This window comes from Pedobacter frigidisoli (genome assembly GCF_004331675.1).
GTDB classification, from domain to species: domain Bacteria; phylum Bacteroidota; class Bacteroidia; order Sphingobacteriales; family Sphingobacteriaceae; genus Pedobacter; species Pedobacter frigidisoli.
Genome location: NZ_SJSN01000007.1, coordinates 1 through 17,475, shown reverse-complemented (window position 1 = coordinate 17,475; position 17,475 = coordinate 1). Strand labels below are relative to the sequence as shown.

At 34.9% G+C, this 17,475-nt stretch carries 19 protein-coding genes; 6 read left to right on the top strand and 13 right to left on the bottom strand.

Annotated features, from left to right (window positions below):
- Positions 1 to 201: 201 nt before the first annotated feature.
- Positions 202 to 1,545, bottom strand: coding sequence for a dGTP triphosphohydrolase (dgt, locus tag EZ449_RS09915; protein WP_131558237.1), 1,344 nt, complete (start codon positions 1,543 to 1,545; stop codon positions 202 to 204).
- 183 nt (positions 1,546 to 1,728) lie between these two features.
- On the opposite strand from dgt, the gene EZ449_RS09910 reads away from it, so the two are divergent.
- Positions 1,729 to 2,097, top strand: coding sequence for a hypothetical protein (locus tag EZ449_RS09910; RefSeq protein WP_131558235.1), 369 nt, complete (start codon positions 1,729 to 1,731; stop codon positions 2,095 to 2,097).
- A 337-nt stretch (positions 2,098 to 2,434) separates the two neighbouring features.
- On the opposite strand, the gene EZ449_RS09905 is transcribed toward EZ449_RS09910, so the two are convergent.
- On the bottom strand, positions 2,435 to 2,695 hold the full coding sequence (locus EZ449_RS09905; protein WP_131558233.1) for a hypothetical protein: 261 nt from the start codon (positions 2,693 to 2,695) through the stop codon (positions 2,435 to 2,437).
- 477 nt (positions 2,696 to 3,172) lie between these two features.
- Between EZ449_RS09905 and EZ449_RS09900 the strand changes: the two genes are divergently transcribed.
- Entirely contained in the window at positions 3,173 to 3,832 is a 660-nt protein-coding gene (locus tag EZ449_RS09900; RefSeq protein ID WP_131558231.1) for a response regulator, read from the top strand.
- Positions 3,833 to 3,836: 4 nt separating this feature from the next.
- Here EZ449_RS09900 and EZ449_RS09895 read toward each other — a convergent pair whose 3' ends face one another.
- The 5 genes from EZ449_RS09895 to rpsL form a co-directional block, all read right to left on the bottom strand.
- On the bottom strand, positions 3,837 to 4,079 hold the full coding sequence (locus EZ449_RS09895) for a hypothetical protein (protein WP_131558229.1): 243 nt from the start codon (positions 4,077 to 4,079) through the stop codon (positions 3,837 to 3,839).
- Positions 4,080 to 4,449: 370 nt separating this feature from the next.
- A complete protein-coding gene (gene rpsJ, locus EZ449_RS09890) occupies positions 4,450 to 4,755 on the bottom strand; it encodes a 30S ribosomal protein S10 (RefSeq protein WP_008244591.1) in 306 nt (101 codons plus the stop codon).
- A 66-nt stretch (positions 4,756 to 4,821) separates the two neighbouring features.
- Positions 4,822 to 6,936: an elongation factor G gene (fusA, locus tag EZ449_RS09885; RefSeq protein WP_131558227.1), complete on the bottom strand. Its 2,115-nt coding sequence runs from the start codon at positions 6,934 to 6,936 to the stop codon at positions 4,822 to 4,824.
- Between the two features lie 131 nt (positions 6,937 to 7,067).
- A complete protein-coding gene (gene rpsG / locus EZ449_RS09880) occupies positions 7,068 to 7,535 on the bottom strand; it encodes a 30S ribosomal protein S7 (protein ID WP_123206905.1) in 468 nt (155 codons plus the stop codon).
- 17 nt (positions 7,536 to 7,552) lie between these two features.
- Positions 7,553 to 7,966 (bottom strand): 30S ribosomal protein S12, encoded by a 414-nt coding sequence (gene rpsL, locus EZ449_RS09875; RefSeq protein ID WP_029278631.1) that lies wholly within the window; start codon positions 7,964 to 7,966, stop codon positions 7,553 to 7,555.
- Between the two features lie 470 nt (positions 7,967 to 8,436).
- Here rpsL and EZ449_RS09870 point away from each other — a divergent pair, with 470 nt between their 5' ends.
- The 3 genes from EZ449_RS09870 to EZ449_RS09860 all read left to right on the top strand — a co-directional run bounded on the left by EZ449_RS09870 (position 8,437) and on the right by EZ449_RS09860 (position 10,966).
- Complete coding sequence (locus EZ449_RS09870; protein ID WP_131558225.1) at positions 8,437 to 9,342, top strand: prohibitin family protein; 906 nt, start codon at positions 8,437 to 8,439, stop codon at positions 9,340 to 9,342.
- Positions 9,343 to 9,362: 20 nt separating this feature from the next.
- Positions 9,363 to 9,806, top strand: a complete 444-nt coding sequence (locus EZ449_RS09865) for a rhodanese-like domain-containing protein (RefSeq protein ID WP_205942983.1) — start codon at positions 9,363 to 9,365, stop codon at positions 9,804 to 9,806.
- Between the two features lie 215 nt (positions 9,807 to 10,021).
- Complete coding sequence (locus EZ449_RS09860; RefSeq protein WP_131558222.1) at positions 10,022 to 10,966, top strand: DUF6438 domain-containing protein; 945 nt, start codon at positions 10,022 to 10,024, stop codon at positions 10,964 to 10,966.
- Here the strand turns inward: EZ449_RS09860 and EZ449_RS22645 are convergent.
- From EZ449_RS22645 to EZ449_RS09840, 5 genes are all read right to left on the bottom strand, one after another.
- Entirely contained in the window at positions 10,954 to 11,097 is a 144-nt protein-coding gene (locus tag EZ449_RS22645; protein ID WP_165499734.1) for a hypothetical protein, read from the bottom strand. The genes EZ449_RS09860 and EZ449_RS22645 overlap by 13 nt on opposite strands.
- A gap of 133 nt (positions 11,098 to 11,230) precedes the next feature.
- The gene (locus tag EZ449_RS09855) at positions 11,231 to 14,044 is read right to left on the bottom strand and encodes a TonB-dependent receptor (RefSeq protein ID WP_131558219.1); all 2,814 of its coding nucleotides are present in this window, start codon (positions 14,042 to 14,044) and stop codon (positions 11,231 to 11,233) included.
- Between the two features lie 140 nt (positions 14,045 to 14,184).
- Positions 14,185 to 14,556: a hypothetical protein gene (locus tag EZ449_RS09850; RefSeq protein WP_131558217.1), complete on the bottom strand. Its 372-nt coding sequence runs from the start codon at positions 14,554 to 14,556 to the stop codon at positions 14,185 to 14,187.
- 155 nt (positions 14,557 to 14,711) lie between these two features.
- On the bottom strand, positions 14,712 to 15,170 hold the full coding sequence (locus EZ449_RS09845) for a hypothetical protein (protein ID WP_131558215.1): 459 nt from the start codon (positions 15,168 to 15,170) through the stop codon (positions 14,712 to 14,714).
- 125 nt (positions 15,171 to 15,295) lie between these two features.
- The gene (locus EZ449_RS09840; RefSeq protein ID WP_131558213.1) at positions 15,296 to 15,679 is read right to left on the bottom strand and encodes an MmpS family transport accessory protein; all 384 of its coding nucleotides are present in this window, start codon (positions 15,677 to 15,679) and stop codon (positions 15,296 to 15,298) included.
- Positions 15,680 to 15,831: 152 nt separating this feature from the next.
- On the opposite strand from EZ449_RS09840, the gene EZ449_RS09835 reads away from it, so the two are divergent.
- Positions 15,832 to 16,401, top strand: a complete 570-nt coding sequence (locus tag EZ449_RS09835) for a hypothetical protein (RefSeq protein WP_131558211.1) — start codon at positions 15,832 to 15,834, stop codon at positions 16,399 to 16,401.
- Between the two features lie 30 nt (positions 16,402 to 16,431).
- On the opposite strand, the gene EZ449_RS09830 is transcribed toward EZ449_RS09835, so the two are convergent.
- Positions 16,432 to 16,653 carry a VF530 family protein gene (locus tag EZ449_RS09830; protein ID WP_131558209.1) on the bottom strand — a complete coding sequence of 74 codons (222 nt, stop codon included), beginning with the start codon at positions 16,651 to 16,653 and terminating at the stop codon, positions 16,432 to 16,434.
- Between the last annotated feature and the right edge of the window lie 822 nt (positions 16,654 to 17,475).

Here is a 17,475-nt window from a genome sequence, read left to right as displayed (position 1 = left end):
ATCCCAGTATATTTCCTTTACACGAAAGTATGATTTAGAATACCTTTAAACTTGATAATCACCTAATAATCAAAACCATAAACACGAACTTGAATAGTTTTTTTTACACCAAGAAGTATATTTAAGTCATTATAGATATCGCTTTCATAAAAATATAATCTTCTATATTAATCTAAAAGCGTTTGGAAATAGACAAAATGGTTACGTTTCCGATGGAAAACAGATGCCCTTTATATTGCGATATAAGTCTACAGCATATAAATCTGTCATTCCCGACACAAAATCGAGCACACTTTGAGTTCTTGAATAAATATCTGTTAAATCGGTATGGTATTGTTTTGGAATAAGCTTAACCAACTTTTTATAATAATGCGTGTTATTGTGTATAAGTGCCGGAACAAATTCCTCGAGCAAGCCAGCCATAATTTTATATCCCGCTACTTCTTTCTGAATCACTGAAGAGAAATTATAAATTCTATCAATCGAGACTTTCTCCACTGCTTTCCATGCCGAAAAATACGGTTCAGGGATTAAATCTGTTAAGCTACTATTTAATGTTCCATTTAAAAGACTTTCCTGCTCACGATAGAAAATTACTGCACATGTATTGGTTAATGTATTTATTGCCTTTGCACGAAGTAATCCTATCTTGGCATCGTCATCCTCATAATCATTTTTTAAACGATCTTCTATTGTTTTAGAATTTGCGAAAGGCAATAAATAACTCTTCACTTCCTCGTAAGAAAGAATTTTCAAACGATGGGCATCCTCTAAATCAATAATACTGTAACAGATATCATCAGCCGCCTCTACCAAATAAACCAAAGGATGCCTTTTATAAATTAAAAATTCATTTTCTTCTTTTTCTAGCCTAAGCTCTGCGGCAATTCTTTGGAAACTTTCTTCTTCTGATTGGAAAAACCCATATTTCTTTCTATGCAAAAGTCCTTTCTGTTTCCCGGCAATAGATGCACAAGGATATTTGGCTATTGAAGCTAAGGTAGAATAAGTTAACGCATAAGCATCGTTTCCTTTTCCCTTTAATGGATGAGTTAAAATTCGGATCGCATTGGCATTACCTTCAAAATTAATTAAATCATGCCACTGAGATTCATTCATATCTTTCTGATAAACTCGTCCGTCTCCGTCAGTAAAATACCTTGAAATGGCCGCTTCTCCAGAATGGCCAAAAGCCGGATTACCTAAATCGTGGGCAAGTGCCGCGGCAGCGACAATATTTCCAACCTCATTTATCAATGGAACTTCTTTTATCAAATTAGGATTTTTCTCCTCCAGGGTATTTAAGAAGATATTAGCCATAGAACGGGCTACACTTGCCACCTCTAAACTATGAGTTAAGCGATTGTGTACAAATACACTTCCAGGCAATGGGAAAACCTGTGTTTTGTTTTGTAAACGCCTAAATGGTGAAGAAAAAATCAATCGGTCATAATCTCTTTGAAAATCCGATCTTGCCTTATCCCGATCTCCTGTCCAACTTTCTTGACCAAATCTTTTATTCGAAAGTAAATATTTCCACTCCATTTATATATTTCAAAGTTTAAATCTCTGGCAAGTTAAGCAAAAGGAAAAAATGAGTCGTTATAATTTTATCTAATATTGCCAACTGAGTTATAAATCAACTTGATAGAAAATTGATTTAAATCTTCATTACTCTATAATTGAAACCATTTTTCATTTGGACTGTTCTTTATTAAAACTAGCAATATGAAAACTAGCATCTATAATAAGGAAGAACATACTGAAGGTTATGTTAACACTGGTGGTGAAAAAGATCAGAAATCTGATGTTAAAAAGGAATACGAAGCAGGAAATGATGTTAATGAAGTGACTGCCTATGGTAAGGAACCAAGTGAATTGATAGAGGGAAATCCTTTAGCGAAAGATGGATTCGACAACTCTGGAACACAAGGCAAAGATTCTTTGAGTGATGACAGCTATAACAGTAGCGATAAAAACCCAAATGTTAAAAGTGCAGAGAGCCATACAGGAAGTTCTTCTGAGGATTTTAAAGATAAACCAAATAAAAGCCTCGATCAAAATAAAGAAGATCATGCTCTAGATAGTGGGATATAGTCGAGGTTGTATGTTTGGCAGTGTACGAAGATTTATGGTGGGATCACAAAGTAAATACAATATAGATGATGATATCACTATATCATAAATTGACATTTATCAATATATTTGTTTTATCTATAGCTGACATCCATTATAATTTACGGAAATTTGCCAACTTATGATTCGCGACTAAATGATTAACCAATATCATTACAACTAAACAATTGGGGTAAATTCTCCCTGATCAAGCATTTCAGTTGTTGAATTCTAATTTGATTTTCATCTACCGGAAAAATCATGATTTATGAAATGGGAATAATTTTAGAAGTTATTCCCATTTTTTGATTTAACTTAATTAAAGGTCTTTCCCTCTAATTCCCTTATCTTTTTCCTTATTTCTATTTCCAATATCCTCACCTTGACTAAGATTTGAGTTAACTAAATCATCGTTTACTTGTAGTTGATTTTTAATTTTCTCCAAATGCTCGTCAGTTGGTAAGTCCTTGCGTTTGATCTCCGGCAATTTATGCCCGTAGGTGGCATCATCATTATCCCATTCTATTCCATCTAACTGATCAGGATTGACTTGGTCTCCACTATTATCATTCATATCCATATTCATTGTATTATAAGTAAGCCATTTATATAACAAATATTAGCCACGAAAAGTTTAATAATTTAAATCTATAATATACGAGTGTCCCTAACGCCCAATTAAAAAGCGTATATTTAGTAAAAAAGTGTAGCCAAAAGGTGGAAATTAGAATTCATGCGATTTTTAATTTTCTTTTGATGTTACCTTATTGTTAATAAAACTTTAGCCTTAAGCAATTGGGTAATGATTTATTTAATCAATAACATCAAAATTTAATAATCCATTTTTGAGGCATCATATTTGACTGATATATAAATATTTATATCTATCATCGAAGGTCCCTAGAAGCTATTCTCTATTCTTAGGACAAACATTACCGCAAACTCTAACAAATTAAAACAAGTATTTATACTGCTATTTCACGTATAAACACATTAATCATGGTATTATATTATATCGATATTTGATTTTAACATCTAAAGTTTAATCTCAATAAAATTGAAAATTCCAATAAGAGTATTACTGGCTGATGACCACGCACTTGTGCGTAATGGTATAATTGCGCTATTGGAAGATAATTCTGAAATTGAAGTTATTGCAGAAGCATCCAATAGTACCGATACCATCTCGCAACTTGAAGCTGGGGTTAAACCAGATATTATAATAGCAGGTGTAAATATATCAACGGCTGATGGATTACAACTGTGTAATCATATAAAAACATTTGCCCTTAATATTAAGGTAATCATTCTTACCAATATCGATCAAGAGAGCGAAATTTTAAAGTGCTTCGATGCTGGTGCTTCTGGCTACCTACTTAAAAATGTAAATGCGGCAGAACTTATTTTTGCCATAAAGCAAATAGCGATAGGTTTTAAATATATTTCTACAAGTATAGGAATACGATTGTTAACTGAATCTAGAGAGAAATCTACTATTGCTTTCAATAAGGAGAAATTAGACCTTAACATCACCAAAAGAGAAATTGAGATATTAGGATTAATCGCAGATGGCTACACGAATGGTGAAATTGCAGATAGATTATTTACCAGCAAAAGAACTATTGAAGGCAACCGCCAGAACCTTTTAGATAAAACGGGAAAGAAAAATACCGCTGCATTGATTAACTATGTAGTGCGCAACGGCATTATAGATTAAGTTTTTAAACACCTTTACTCTGATCAATTTCGGTATCGCTATCCAAGTCGTCCTTACTTGATCCATTTTTCGCTCTATGTTTTGGAGGGTTTTCCATTCTGCTTTCTTCGAGATCAGAAAAATCTCCATCTTTCTGGTTTGCAACCTCTCCGTGTGAAGATGGCTTTTTATTTATCTCTTCTTTCGGATCTGCGAAATCCTGCCCCTCAATTGGCAAATCCTCTTCTGGGTTTTCATGCTTCTTCATCTTTTATAAACCCTGGCGATATACTTTTGTTTGACTAATATTTACTTAATGATAAGGTACAGCATTTGTAAAAGCCAATTAAGTTTGGAAGGATGTTCGAATTTTTAAAACCTGTTTCCTGAATACTGCGCCCAATATGGCAATTCCGCTTACAGGCATCTAAAAAAAGTATTCGTTTTTTCTTTTTAAGTGGTGATGAACAGTTGGTGCTTCATCGAGAGATTATAATTCATACATGTAGAGATAGTTTAGGCTCTATCAAACATAATATATTTCTGAATATCAAGCAATAAGCTCAGATTTACGTTTTTACTTGCAAAAAAAAAGTCCCGATATGCATCGGGACTTTCTTAATTCGATTTAAAATCAATTAAACTTTGATTTCAACCTCAACACCGCTAGGTAATTCAAGTTTCATTAAAGCATCAACTGTTTTAGAGTTAGAGCTATAAATATCTAATAAGCGTTTGTAAGCGCATAATTGAAATTGCTCTCTTGCTTTTTTGTTTACGTGTGGAGAACGTAAAACAGTAAAGATTTTTTTCTCTGTAGGAAGTGGAATTGGTCCACTTACAACTGCACCCGTAGGCTTAACAGTTTTTACGATTTTCTCAGCAGATTTATCTACCAAGTTGTAATCGTAAGATTTTAATTTAATTCTGATTCTTTGGCTCATTTTCTGTTTTAATTATGATCCTTGTTAGAGCTATTAATAACAAAGACCGGATTTATTTTTAAAGGATTAATCTACTGATTTTACTCTACCTTTTGATTTAGCAATTACTTCATCCTGTACGTTTTTAGGCGCAGCTTCGTAGTGGTCAAATTCCATTGTAGAAGTTGCACGTCCTGACGTGATTGTACGTAACTGAGTTACATAACCAAACATTTCAGATAAAGGCACAGTTGCTTTAATTACTTGAGATCCGTTACGAGTATCCATACCTAATAACTGACCACGACGACGGTTCATATCACCGATCACATCACCCATGTTTTCTTCAGGAGTTAAGATTTCGATTTTCATGATTGGCTCCATCAAAGTAGGTTTACATTTAGGTAAAGCCTCACGATATGCCATTTTAGCTGCTAATTCAAATGATAAAGCATCTGAATCGACCGCATGGAATGAACCATCCATTAAACGAACTTTCATATCAGGAAGCGGATAACCAGCTAATACACCGTTTGCCATTGAAGCAGCAAAACCTTTTTCTACCGAAGGAATAAATTCACGTGGAATTGAACCACCTGTAATTTCGTTTACGAATTGTAAACCACCTTTTTCAAAATCAGCATCAATTGGAGAGATAATTACCGAAATATCGGCAAATTTACCACGACCACCTGATTGTTTTTTGTATGTTTCGCGGTGCGTTGTAGTACCGAAAATTGCTTCTTTGTATGCTACTTGTGGTGCACCTTGGTTAACCTCTACTTTAAATTCACGTTTTAAACGATCAATTAAAATATCTAAGTGTAACTCACCCATACCAGAGATTACAGTTTGACCAGTTTCTTGATCAGTTTGAACTCTAAATGTAGGATCCTCTTCAGCCAATTTACTTAAGCCCATACCTAGTTTATCAACGTCAGCTTGAGTTTTAGGCTCAATAGCTAAACCGATAACTGGCTCAGGGAAGTTCATTGATTCAAGAATAATTGGGTTTTTCTCATCACAAAGTGTATCACCTGTTTTAATATCCTTAAATCCAACTACCGCAGCAATATCTCCAGCAGCCACATTAGGCACAGGATTTTGCTTGTTAGCATGCATTTGGAAGATACGAGAAATACGTTCCTTGTTTTCTGAACGTGTATTATAAACGTAAGAACCTGCCTCTAAGTTACCCGAGTAAACACGGATAAAACATAAACGACCTACGAATGGATCGGTTGCAATTTTAAAAGCTAAAGCAGCAAACGGCTCATTAATGCTTGGTTTTAATAAAACTTCAGCGCCAGTATCTGGGTTAGTACCCACAACACCTTCGCTATCCATAGGTGAAGGCAATAATTCCATCACATAATCAAGCATAGTTTGTACACCCTTATTTTTGAAAGATGAACCACAAACCATAGGAACAATTTTAGCATCTAATACAGCAGCACGTAAAGCATCTAAAACTTCGCGTTCAGTGATTGTTTCAGGAGCATCGAAGAATTTCTCCATCAACGACTCATCATAATCAGCTACAGATTCTAATAATTTTTCTCTCCACTCAGCAACTTCATCAATCATATCCTCTGGGATAGGCACTTCAGTAAAGGTCATACCTTTATCATGCTCATTCCAAACAATACCACGGTTGTTAATTAAATCAACCACACCTTTAAATCCGTCTTCAGCACCGATAGGTAATTGCAATGGAACTGCATTACTACCTAACATATCTTTAACCTGCTTAACAACTTTTAAGAAGTCGGCTCCAGAACGGTCCATTTTGTTAACGAAACCAATACGGGCAACATTATAGTTGTTAGCTAAACGCCAGTTAGTTTCCGATTGAGGCTCAACACCATCAACTGCAGAAAACAAGAAAACTAAACCATCTAGTACACGTAACGAACGGTTTACCTCAACGGTAAAATCCACGTGTCCGGGTGTATCGATAATGTTCATGTGGTAAGCCTGACCTCTGTATTTCCACTCAACCGTAGTTGCAGCAGAAGTGATCGTGATACCACGTTCTTGCTCTTGCGCCATCCAGTCCATTGTTGCAGCACCTTCGTGCACTTCACCAATTTTATGACTAACACCAGCATAATAAAGGATACGCTCAGTTGTTGTAGTTTTACCTGCATCAATGTGAGCTGCGATTCCGATATTTCTTGTAAATTTTAAATCTCTTGCCATCTTATGTTTTTGATTTATCTGATTTTAAATGATTACACCGATTATGTAAAAACAAATCGGTGTAATTTATCTAATCAGTATAATCTTCTAATTAAATCTGTGTAATCTTACTAATCTGTTAATTCTAATAACTAGAATCTAAAGTGAGAGAACGCCTTGTTAGCCTCAGCCATTTTATGCGTATCTTCTTTCTTCTTAACAGCAGCACCTTCACCTTTAGCAGCAGCTACAATTTCACCAGCTAATTTCTCTTTCATGGTTTTTTCACCACGTTTACGAGCGTATGAAATTAACCATTTCATACCTAAAGCTGTTTTACGCTCTGGTCTAACCTCGGTTGGAACCTGGAAGTTAGCACCACCAACACGACGAGATTTAACCTCTACAGCTGGCATAATATTAGTTAAAGCACGTTTAAATATCTCTAAACCGTTTTCACCTGCTTTCTTCTCAGCAATTTCAACAGCATCGTAAAAAATAGAATAAGCGATAGATTTTTTTCCATCGTACATCATATTGTTTACAAAACGAGTTACCTGAACATCGTTAAATTTTGGATCAGGAAGAATAATTCTCTTTTTTGGTTTTGACTTTCTCATTTCTTATTTCCTCCCGATTATTTCTTTTTACCCTTAGTTGGTGCAGCAACAACCTGACCTGGTTTAGGGCGTTTAGTACCATATTTTGAACGACGTTGGTTACGACCAGCAACACCTGATGTATCTAATGCACCACGAATGATGTGGTAACGTACACCTGGTAAATCTTTAACACGACCACCACGTATTAAAACGATTGAGTGTTCTTGTAAGTTGTGACCTTCTCCAGGAATGTATGCATTAACCTCTTTACCGTTCGTTAAACGAACACGGGCTACTTTACGCATTGCTGAGTTTGGTTTTTTAGGGGTAGTGGTGTACACACGTGTACATACACCTCTTCGCTGTGGACAGCTGTCCAACGCTGGAGACTTACTCTTGAACTCCAGTGCTACTCTACCTTTTCTAACTAATTGTTGAATGGTTGGCATTGTGCTTTTTTAATTTTTTATTTAATTATTTCCCGCTCCCCCGGCTTCCTTACAGATAGCCCATAAAACGGACTGCAAAAGTAGAACAATTCTTTTTATAAATCAAGGGCTCAGGATAAAAAGTTTTCAGTTTGCAATTATCAGTTTAGAGTTGATGATTAAGGAGTTGCGAATTTCAGGCAAACCAAAGCCGTACACTCGTCAGGCTGAACTTGTTTCAGCATCTTAGTAGTTTAAAGACTCGTGTTTTTTGGAAAGCAGTTACAGTAATTCTTAGGCTGGCTTCGGCCCCGCTAATGTTACAAGCAACAATGAAATATTGTTGGCTTTACGCGTATATCGGGTTTAGGAGGCTGGGAAATTCACTGTTTTAACTACTACTCATTAATTTTTCACTAAAAAAGGCACTTATTTATTTTTTTCTAACATCATATTAAATAACATATCTTTAATCAGAAAATTTAAAATATATGTTCTTAAGTATCGTAGGTATTATTATCCTAATTGTTGGTTTCGTGCTATCAGCACAAAACAATCCAGCAAACCGTTTTGGAAATATTGTAAAAATAGTTGGTGTTATCTTGGTACTCATCGGCCTCTCATTCTCTATGTTCAAAGTAATCGATGCTGGCGAGGTAGGTGTTAAAACCGTATTTGGCAAAGTAGACAACCAAGTTTTGTATAGTGGCCTAAATTTAATTAATCCAATAGCCGAGGTTACTCCATTTGATGTTAAAACACAAAACTACACCATGTCTGGCGTTCATGATGAGGGAAACAAAGAGGGCGACGATGCGCTCCGTGTTTTATCGGCAGATGGTTTGGAAGTGGTGATCGATCTTTCCGTATTGTTCAGGGTTAAGGCGAGTTCTGCGCCAGATATATTAAAAGAAATAGGAACGGATTATTTACAAAAAATTGTTCGCCCCGTTTCCAGAACGGCTATTAGAGATAATGCTGTTTCTTACGATGCCGTAGCACTATACTCAAGCAAAAGAGATGAATTTCAGGCTAAAATATTTGCAACAATAAATAAGAGTTTCTCAAAAAGGGGTTTAGAATTAGAGCAGTTGCTCGTTCGTAACATTACCTTACACGCTTCAGTAAAAGCCAGTATCGAATCTAAGATAAATGCAGAGCAAGATGCTCAAAAGATGACCTTTGTACTCCAAAAAGAGCGCCAAGAAGCAGAACGTAAGCGTGTTGAAGCACAAGGTATTGCAGATTATCAAAGAATTCTTTCTACAGGCTTAAGCGATCGCCAACTTCAATATGAATCTATTTTGGCCCAGAAGGAGATTGCAAAATCGCCTAATACGAAAGTTATTATTATGGGCAATGGCAAAAGTGCACCCATTATTCTAGGTGGAAATTAATATCATTGATTGGAATGAAAATGAAGACTAAACTCCTAACCGCACTTTTTGTTTCTAGTGCATATTTGTCATATGGGCAAAATACTCTACTACCCAAAGCACTGGTAGACTTTGATGCCTACGAAAAATTAGTACCTGAAGTTAAAGCGCATAGAAAATGTAGATTAATAGATTTAGAAACATTTTTAAAAATGAGCAAAGAAAATGGAACTATAATTTTAGATACCCGGTCTGATAGTTTATTTAATAGAAAACACATTAAAGGCGCCATTCATCTTAATTTTTCTGATTTTACCCAAGCCAACTTACTCAGGGAAATTCAAAATCCCGAGACTCGAATATTGATCTATTGCAATAACAATTTCAGCGATGATCAAATTAATTTTGCCTCTAAATTAGTTCTGCCAGCAATGGTAAAAAAGAAAATTAAGCCAATAACACTGGCGCTGAATATACCTACTTAATTAATTTATATGGTTACGGCTACAGGAATGTTTATGAACTTTCTGAATTGGTAAGCACACGAGATAAAAGACTGGAGTTCGAAGAAAGTGATTCAAGAAAATAATGCTTCAATATCAACTACAATCCTAATCTATTGGCTCGTATCCTAACGAATCGCAATGATTTCAAACAGCTAATTTTGGTTAACGAAAAGTGTAATGTTAGAAAGAAAAAAATGAACAATTTCGACAAAATATTTTTAGTCCTTTTATTTATTTTCAGCAACCAGGTTTTCGCAAACGAGGTAGATCAGCTCAAGACTGACAGCGATGTAAATGAATTCGTTAAAAACATGAATCCTGATTTTGCAAAGGATAAATATGGGAAGTTTAAAATTAGAACTACAGATTCAATTGCAAAGCATTTAAGTTGTGATGGAATATTTAAAAGTTGGAATATTAAAAACTGGGAAAAAGCAGATATCACTAACGACGGCTTAACCGATTTAGTTTTTATAGCTTATTGGTACGATTATATCTCTTATGCTTTAATAGATATAGGAAACAATACGTTCAAGTTATTTAGATTTTCCAAAAGCCCTTTCGAAAATTGTGAACTTGTAAAACCAATAAAGATTGGAAAAAACAATTACCTTAAATTATATCGTAAAACTTCAGAAATTGACACTTTAAACAAACAACCATTTATTTATAAAACAGTTGTTATAATAGATACATTAGTTTTTAAATTTAATGATTTTATAGAACTGAATAAACCTTACTATGTTAAATCCGAGATTGAATCTATAGAAATAAATACCGGTTATTGTTTTGGATCATGCCCCTCTTTTAACCTAATACTCTATAAAGATAGCAGAGCAAATTTTGAAGGAATCGGGTACACTAAGCAGTTGGGGAAATCATCGAAAAGACTTTCTCCAGAAATATTTAAGGAATTGTCTGAATCCATACAATATATAAACATCAACAGTTTAAAAGATAATTATGCGGTAAATTGGACAGATGACCAAACAGCCACGCTTACAATTACATTTAAAGATAAATCGAAAAAACAGATTAGAGATTATGGGATGCAGGGTACATTTGGGCTGAGTGCAATTTATGCCAAACTTATGAATATTAGCACCAACTGGCATACATTACATAATTACAATCCTTGAACCCATCTTTTAAGACCTTTCAATTTAGCAGCTGCAGACTCCAATTCTTTTGGCGGTTTACCATAATCGTAAGTAATTTTATAAGTTTTACCATCCACTGTTACCGAAATCCATTCCGTTAACATCGCCATAATCTAGACACCCATATCCTTGCCAAATTAGAAATTTAAATAGCATTCATTAAATCTTTAATAGAATTTATTTAGTTTCAATACCAGTTTTGTAGTCTATTTTTGTATCTAGTGTTAACCCTTTTTAGTAAATCTAATTTACCGTACTTCTCGGATTACTTTTCTCGCTTTTAGTACCAACCTTTGTAATCTTATAATTCAACGACACATAAAAATATCTGGTAATCGAATTAAAACGGATATCCTCAATCCTACTGCCATTTACCGTTCTATCGATATTGGTATTTTGATTTAAAATATCAAATCCTTTTAATGCTAAAGTTATTCTGCGCTGCATAAAATATTGCTCTAAACCTGCGTTAAGCAAAAAAACATTGTTATTAAATCCATCGGCCCTGCCAGCAGCCCCGTTGTGGTTTAATTCTGTATTCACTCTGGTATTTTTAATAAACTCGTAGCTTAGGCTAGCACTATTTGAGAAATTGAAATACTTATTATCCAGGGCACTTGGTTGTGAATTATTTACTCTGCTGTATTGAACACCGATGTAAATTCCAGCATTTAATTTATCATCAATATCATAACTAAAATTAGCATTTGGACCAATATTATACCGGTTGGTCATGTTTTTTTCACTATTGATAAATGACGTGTTGTGCGACATTGATAAATTAACACCGTAACCCATTCGCAATCCTTTTAGTTTGGTGGGCTGACCAAAGAATGTACCTGTGTTGATGTAATAATTGCCATCTACATTGACCGGTTTTACAAACTGAACGCCATCAACATAGTTAATATCATTACCTACATCATCTAAGGTATAATTTACCAGAAAATAACCATTCCAATATTTGTTATTATCGGCGCTGAAAGTATTGAAATTCACAGACATTCGATGACTTTTTCTAACCTCCAAATCGGGATTTCCCACGCGTTGATAAAGTGGATTGCTATTATTTTGTACTGGCTGCAAATCATTCACCGATGGCAGATTCACATTTGCGTTATAATTTAACTGTAGTGTATGCTTGTTTTTATTTCTAAAACTGATATTTAAACGAGGAAGAATATTATAATATTTCTTCTCAATATTATTGGTATTTACACCGGCGCTGTTAAATGTAGAGGCATCCAAACCCGTTTCTTGAAATCCTAGGCCAAAATTATATGTCCATTCGGTGCGATTGTAGATTAAACCAAGCCTTGCGGTTTGACTCCATGTTTTGTTTTCAAGTGTATTTGAAAAATCAGGAACTATAGCATCGTAAGTATTATTTAATGGATTGTAGCTCAAAGTTAATTGCTTTGCATCTACTATGCCCTCATTACGGATATAAGCTACATTACTATTCAGTTTCTTATCCAAAATTGGGCGAATATAATTCACTGCTACACTATAATTTTGCGATTTATTTTCTTGTTCTGCCTGCTGATTTAAATCCGTTATATCTATTACACCTCCGCTATAATTGTTTATCAATGATTTATTAAGCCAATTGGAATTGAAAGTATTTTGTGAACCATTTAAGCCGATAATGATTGATCCTTTTTTTAAACGACGTGTTGCGGAAAGCTCACTAAAAAATGCTGGAGTAGAATTTTTTTGATTCAAAAGTTGATTGCCCTCATTAATTTTTCCAGTCAAATCAAAAGAAGAATTAAATTCCCTGTTATTGATATTGGTGGTATAATTAAGAATAGCGTTCGATCGAAAAGTAACATCCGTTAATGAATCTGGATGATATTCTACTTTAAAATTAAAACGGTGTGCTTGGTTATCAGAATTGCGATTGGAGACTTCATCAGTGCGCAACACATCGTCTTGATTGATATCCTGAACATTCGAAAATCGATTTCCAAGACCTTTACTAAAATAGGTAAAGTAGCTGCTGCTCAATGTCAGTTTATCTTTTGCGCCCCAACTGTTGCTAAAATTTAGTCCGCCGCTATGAGTGGTAACCTCACCAATGGCGCTATTATCGAAAACGCCTGAACCAACAATGGTAGTTCTGCCGTTATTCACATTGATCGAAAATCCACCGCCGCCGGGAGGAGCGAAAAGATTACCAATGTTCCCACTGGTGAAGCTGTTTAAATCTTCGTATTGAAAGCTGGCATTACTGATGTTATTGCTCATCCCCAAAACGGCGAACTGCATTTTTTTTGTAAAGTGGTTGGCGCTTAAGTAGCCACTATATCGATCGGTTGTACCTCCAGATAAATTGGCATTACCAAACCAACCATTCTTTTTATCTTCCTTTATTGTCAAATTAAGCACCTTTTCTCTTTGTCCATCATCAATTCCGGTAGCTTTTGCTTCGAGAGTTTTACTGTCGATTAGTTGCACTTTTGCAATTACGTCAGCTGGTAAATTTTTGGTTGCTGTTTTGGGGTCAGTACCGAAGAAATCTTTTCCATCTACAGTTAGGCGGGTAACTTTTTGTCCTTGTACCAGAATGCTTCCATCTTTATCAATGGTTACGCCTGGCAATTTCTTTAACAGATCTTCAACAGCAGCATTGGGTTGCGTTTTGTAAGCATCGGCATTAAACTCTACGGTATCTTTTTTAATGGTTGCCGTAGCATATTTACCACTTACCGATACATCTTTTAATGCAATAGCGTCTTCTATTAATTTAATCGTTCCTAAATTGATCGACTTCCCATTTGCTATTAGTGTTTTAGTGATAATGTTGAAGCCCATTGCCGATATGCGAAGAGTATATTTACCATTAGCAACGGCCGAAAAGGAAAATTCACCTCTTGTGTTACTCACCACGCCAACCTTTTTTAAGGAATCAACTTTATTGGTCAGGATTATACCAACATATTCGAGAGGTTGATTGGTTTTACTATCCAAGATTTTGCCTGAAACTACCGAAGTCTCTTGTGCGAAGACTTTCGTAGATAAAAGGCCTATAAAAATAATTAAATACAGTTTCATGCTTTAAAAAAATGTTCTTAGTTTGGTTTAACTGATTTGGATTCAGTTTTCAATCATAAGACACCGCAAAAACTAAAGTGTGACAGTTCAGTTGAATTTTTTGAGTAAATAATATCAAAACGCCAAGCGAGCTGGAGGTTCTATAAATAATAATTGAATTGATATTTTTGATCAACATCCCACAAGGTACGGGCGATTAAATAACACACCCAATCATCTGCAATACCAACCCCTTCTGTTAAAATATCCTCTACAACTGTAGCAATCATAATTATTGAAGAAATGGTTTTTAAATCTTTAGCAAGTTGCCTATTTTGGCGCAAAAACGCTATGGTCTTCGCTTCTACATTTTTTGGGTCTTTAGCTACTGATTGAATGAACGCTCTCAATTGGCTCTTTAGCGATTCTGGAACTGTTGCAGGAATCGCTTGCGGCAAATCATAGGTATCCACAGCATCATATTGTATCACGCCTGGGGCAGTCAGTGTCGTTTTTAATAACTTTCCGTGCATTAGTAAATTGGTAGATGACCGAACAGCGACTCTTACAATCACATTTAAAGATAAATCAATAAACAGATTAAAACTTTATGGTATGTAGGTCACATTTGGCTTAAGTGCAATTTTCACTAAAATCATGTTAATAGGTATCAACTGGCATATAATGCTTAATTACACTCCTTAAAGCTATCTTTTAGCACCCTTAACTTAGCCACAGCTGCCTCTAACTCTTTTGGCGCCTTACCATATTCATAAGTAATTTTATACTGTTTACCATCTGCATTTATTGAAACATATTCTGCGCCTCCGTCGGCACAATCTGGGCAGCCGATAACCTCTGGCAGGTTGACAATCTGGTTGGAATTTAGTAAATTTTTAATGGCGTTAACTTCTTCCTCGGATATTGTTTTAGTACAAGTTTTTGTATCTGGTGCTTGTCCGTTTTTACTCTTCGAAAAGGTGAGCTTGAAATCATTTATCAAAAGGTTGGTAGCACAATAACCTGCACACATTCCAAATGATGATCCATAACCTATGCTATTTAGGTTTTTAATATTGTTCTTCTTACAAGAACTAATGTTGAGCAATAGGAAAACTGAGAAAATGAGAGGTAAAGCTTGTTTCATAATTGATATTTAGGAAGATTGTTAATCCAAATATAAAGCATATCAAAGGATTACAACAGATTTAAATAAAAAATGCCCGTAATGCATTTGCACTACGGACATTATACATATTATTACGTCGATAATTACGGCAAATCAAAGTCTACACTATACCTTAATCTTTTATTGGTTAAAATATGTTCGGAAACAATTTTTCCATTTACCGTAACCTTATATTCACCTATACCCTTTTCTCCTTTAGCAAGCGTATTGAGTTTAACGTTTGCACCAGATTTAAGTTCAACAGTTTTTTCCCAGTTCCTTGTTACATCCTTAAATTCTTCTTGCACTGAGTTTTCGTTTGTATAACTTATTTTGGCTACCAAACCATCAGAAAGTTTAGCACTGTAAATAACAGTATAGGTTTCTTCTTTCGGAATATCTAGTTTGCCCCTTTTAGTGGAGTTGATAGACATTGAACAACTACTCAAAAGAAATAGGAATATGAGGTAAATGGGTGTATTTTTCATCTTTAATTGTTTTGGTATATTAATGATGACGAAAATTGCCTAAGTATGGTTGCATTTTAAAAACTTATTTATGAAAAGATCAAAAAATATGAAATAGCCATTTTAAGTCTCTTTAATTAATGTTAATTTAGGATCATAAAATATAAATTGCTTTGAAAAAAAAATTCATTACTGCTTTTCTTCTATTTTTAGCAATCTATAATTATGCACAAGATAGCACATCTAAAAAACAGGATATTCATAATAAGTCAATTGCAAATATCGCAGTTAAGCATAAACAACTTTATAATATGTCATGCATTCCAATGTCGATTGAAATGATACTTAAATATAATGACCGTGTTTCTGCCAATTATTATGGCCTCCAGAATATTTGGAAAGATAAAAGTGACGGAACTTTTGCGAACTTTGATGGTAAAACTATTGCAGGATTAAAATTCAAGCATCAATTCAATATTAAAAGAGGAGATAATTTCCCAATCGATCGGCTTTTTAAAGCTATCGATAACGAGCTTTCTGCAGGAAGAAAGGTAATTGTTTCACTTCCTACTGGCTCAAATCTTTGGCACATGTATGTAATTGATCGAAGAATGGACCAAGATGATTATTTAGCTTATTCTAAAGGATTTAACAATAATCAACTATTGACTTTAGAATATGTAAAAAGGTGGATTCGTGGCTGTAAAGGAACAGATATATTAACTTATAAAACAGTTAATTAATACATTACTTATTTCTAAGTGCAAAATAATTTATTTATGAAAAGTATCAAGGAACAAGTCCTCTACTTTTTTACGAGCCCAAGGCATCCTACGCAAAAACTTTAAGCTCGATTTTATACTTTGATTATTATTGAAACAATCTATCGTAATCAATGCTCCTAACTTTTCCCAACCGTAATGTGTTTGCAAATCGGTTACAATTTTCTCTAATTTTATTCCGTGCAGCGGATTGTTTTTTTGTTCTTCGGCCATGGCCTCAAAAATAATGAATTGATTTGGTAAACTTTAATTTTAGTACAGATGCTATTGGTGCACCAACGTTAAAATTAAACCTGACAGAAGTGGTTCCGATTTTTTTCATCGGGTTAAGGAATGGCAGAACTGATGCAGCCCTGAAATACTTCCTTTCGTTTCCAAATAATGATTTTAGCTAAGGATTTATCTAATAAACTTACTATGTTTTTTTGCGCTTCGTGTCTTTCTAAGCTTAGTAAGTTGATCCTAAATAATGATAATTTGGAAAGCAAGATTCTGTTTTCTATCGGTTGCGGTAGCCCCGCTGTTCCTCCAAGTCCCGATGAAATATCGGGAGCTTTCTATGCCATCGGGTTTATTAACTTATTGCGCTGCTTTTCGGGGAAATCGCATGGTGCAGATGAAGTTTTAAGAACAGCCCTATGTTAATTAAACCTGACAGAAGCGGCAGCCTCCGATTTCTTCTATCGGAGCTACAGCGCATGGCAGGACTGAAGCAGCCATGAAATACTTCCGTTCGTTTATCGAGTAGGAAGATAGGGATTAGTTCCCTATCTGTCCTCTCACACCACTGTACGTACCGTTCGGTATACAGCGGTTTGCTAGAATAACTTCGTTTGGTGTGTCGTTTTCCAATAGTAATAATTTGCGAATCCATCTAGTCCAAGGCCAATAAAGAACTTCTTGTCGAGGGTTGTAAGTAATGTCGGGCTGTTTGCAGTCCTACAGTACCCCTTACGGGTATTAGACAACTGATAAGCCCTTGACTTTACTACACCCATCTTCATTAAATTCCGCGCTCTACCCGTTATACTCTTC

Excerpts from the sequence above, each read along its gene's own strand:
- rpsL (WP_029278631.1), bottom strand. The coding sequence starts at position 7,966 with ATGCCAACCATTCAACAATTAGTTAGAAAAGGTAGAGTAGCACTGGAG.
- dgt (WP_131558237.1), bottom strand. The coding sequence starts at position 1,545 with ATGGAGTGGAAATATTTACTTTCGAATAAAAGATTTGGTCAAGAAAGT.
- EZ449_RS09850 (WP_131558217.1), bottom strand. The coding sequence starts at position 14,556 with ATGCACGGAAAGTTATTAAAAACGACACTGACTGCCCCAGGCGTGATA.
- EZ449_RS09910 (WP_131558235.1), top strand. The coding sequence starts at position 1,729 with ATGAAAACTAGCATCTATAATAAGGAAGAACATACTGAAGGTTATGTT.
- EZ449_RS09840 (WP_131558213.1), bottom strand. The coding sequence starts at position 15,679 with ATGAAAAATACACCCATTTACCTCATATTCCTATTTCTTTTGAGTAGT.
- EZ449_RS09865 (WP_205942983.1), top strand. The coding sequence starts at position 9,363 with ATGAAGACTAAACTCCTAACCGCACTTTTTGTTTCTAGTGCATATTTG.
- EZ449_RS09855 (WP_131558219.1), bottom strand. The coding sequence starts at position 14,044 with ATGAAACTGTATTTAATTATTTTTATAGGCCTTTTATCTACGAAAGTC.
- EZ449_RS09860 (WP_131558222.1), top strand. The coding sequence starts at position 10,022 with ATGAACAATTTCGACAAAATATTTTTAGTCCTTTTATTTATTTTCAGC.
- rpsJ (WP_008244591.1), bottom strand. The coding sequence starts at position 4,755 with ATGAGCCAAAGAATCAGAATTAAATTAAAATCTTACGATTACAACTTG.
- fusA (WP_131558227.1), bottom strand. The coding sequence starts at position 6,936 with ATGGCAAGAGATTTAAAATTTACAAGAAATATCGGAATCGCAGCTCAC.
- EZ449_RS09830 (WP_131558209.1), bottom strand. The coding sequence starts at position 16,653 with ATGGCCGAAGAACAAAAAAACAATCCGCTGCACGGAATAAAATTAGAG.
- EZ449_RS09870 (WP_131558225.1), top strand. The coding sequence starts at position 8,437 with ATGTTCTTAAGTATCGTAGGTATTATTATCCTAATTGTTGGTTTCGTG.
- EZ449_RS09895 (WP_131558229.1), bottom strand. The coding sequence starts at position 4,079 with ATGAAGAAGCATGAAAACCCAGAAGAGGATTTGCCAATTGAGGGGCAG.
- EZ449_RS09845 (WP_131558215.1), bottom strand. The coding sequence starts at position 15,170 with ATGAAACAAGCTTTACCTCTCATTTTCTCAGTTTTCCTATTGCTCAAC.
- EZ449_RS09905 (WP_131558233.1), bottom strand. The coding sequence starts at position 2,695 with ATGGATATGAATGATAATAGTGGAGACCAAGTCAATCCTGATCAGTTA.
- EZ449_RS22645 (WP_165499734.1), bottom strand. The coding sequence starts at position 11,097 with ATGGCGATGTTAACGGAATGGATTTCGGTAACAGTGGATGGTAAAACT.
- rpsG (WP_123206905.1), bottom strand. The coding sequence starts at position 7,535 with ATGAGAAAGTCAAAACCAAAAAAGAGAATTATTCTTCCTGATCCAAAA.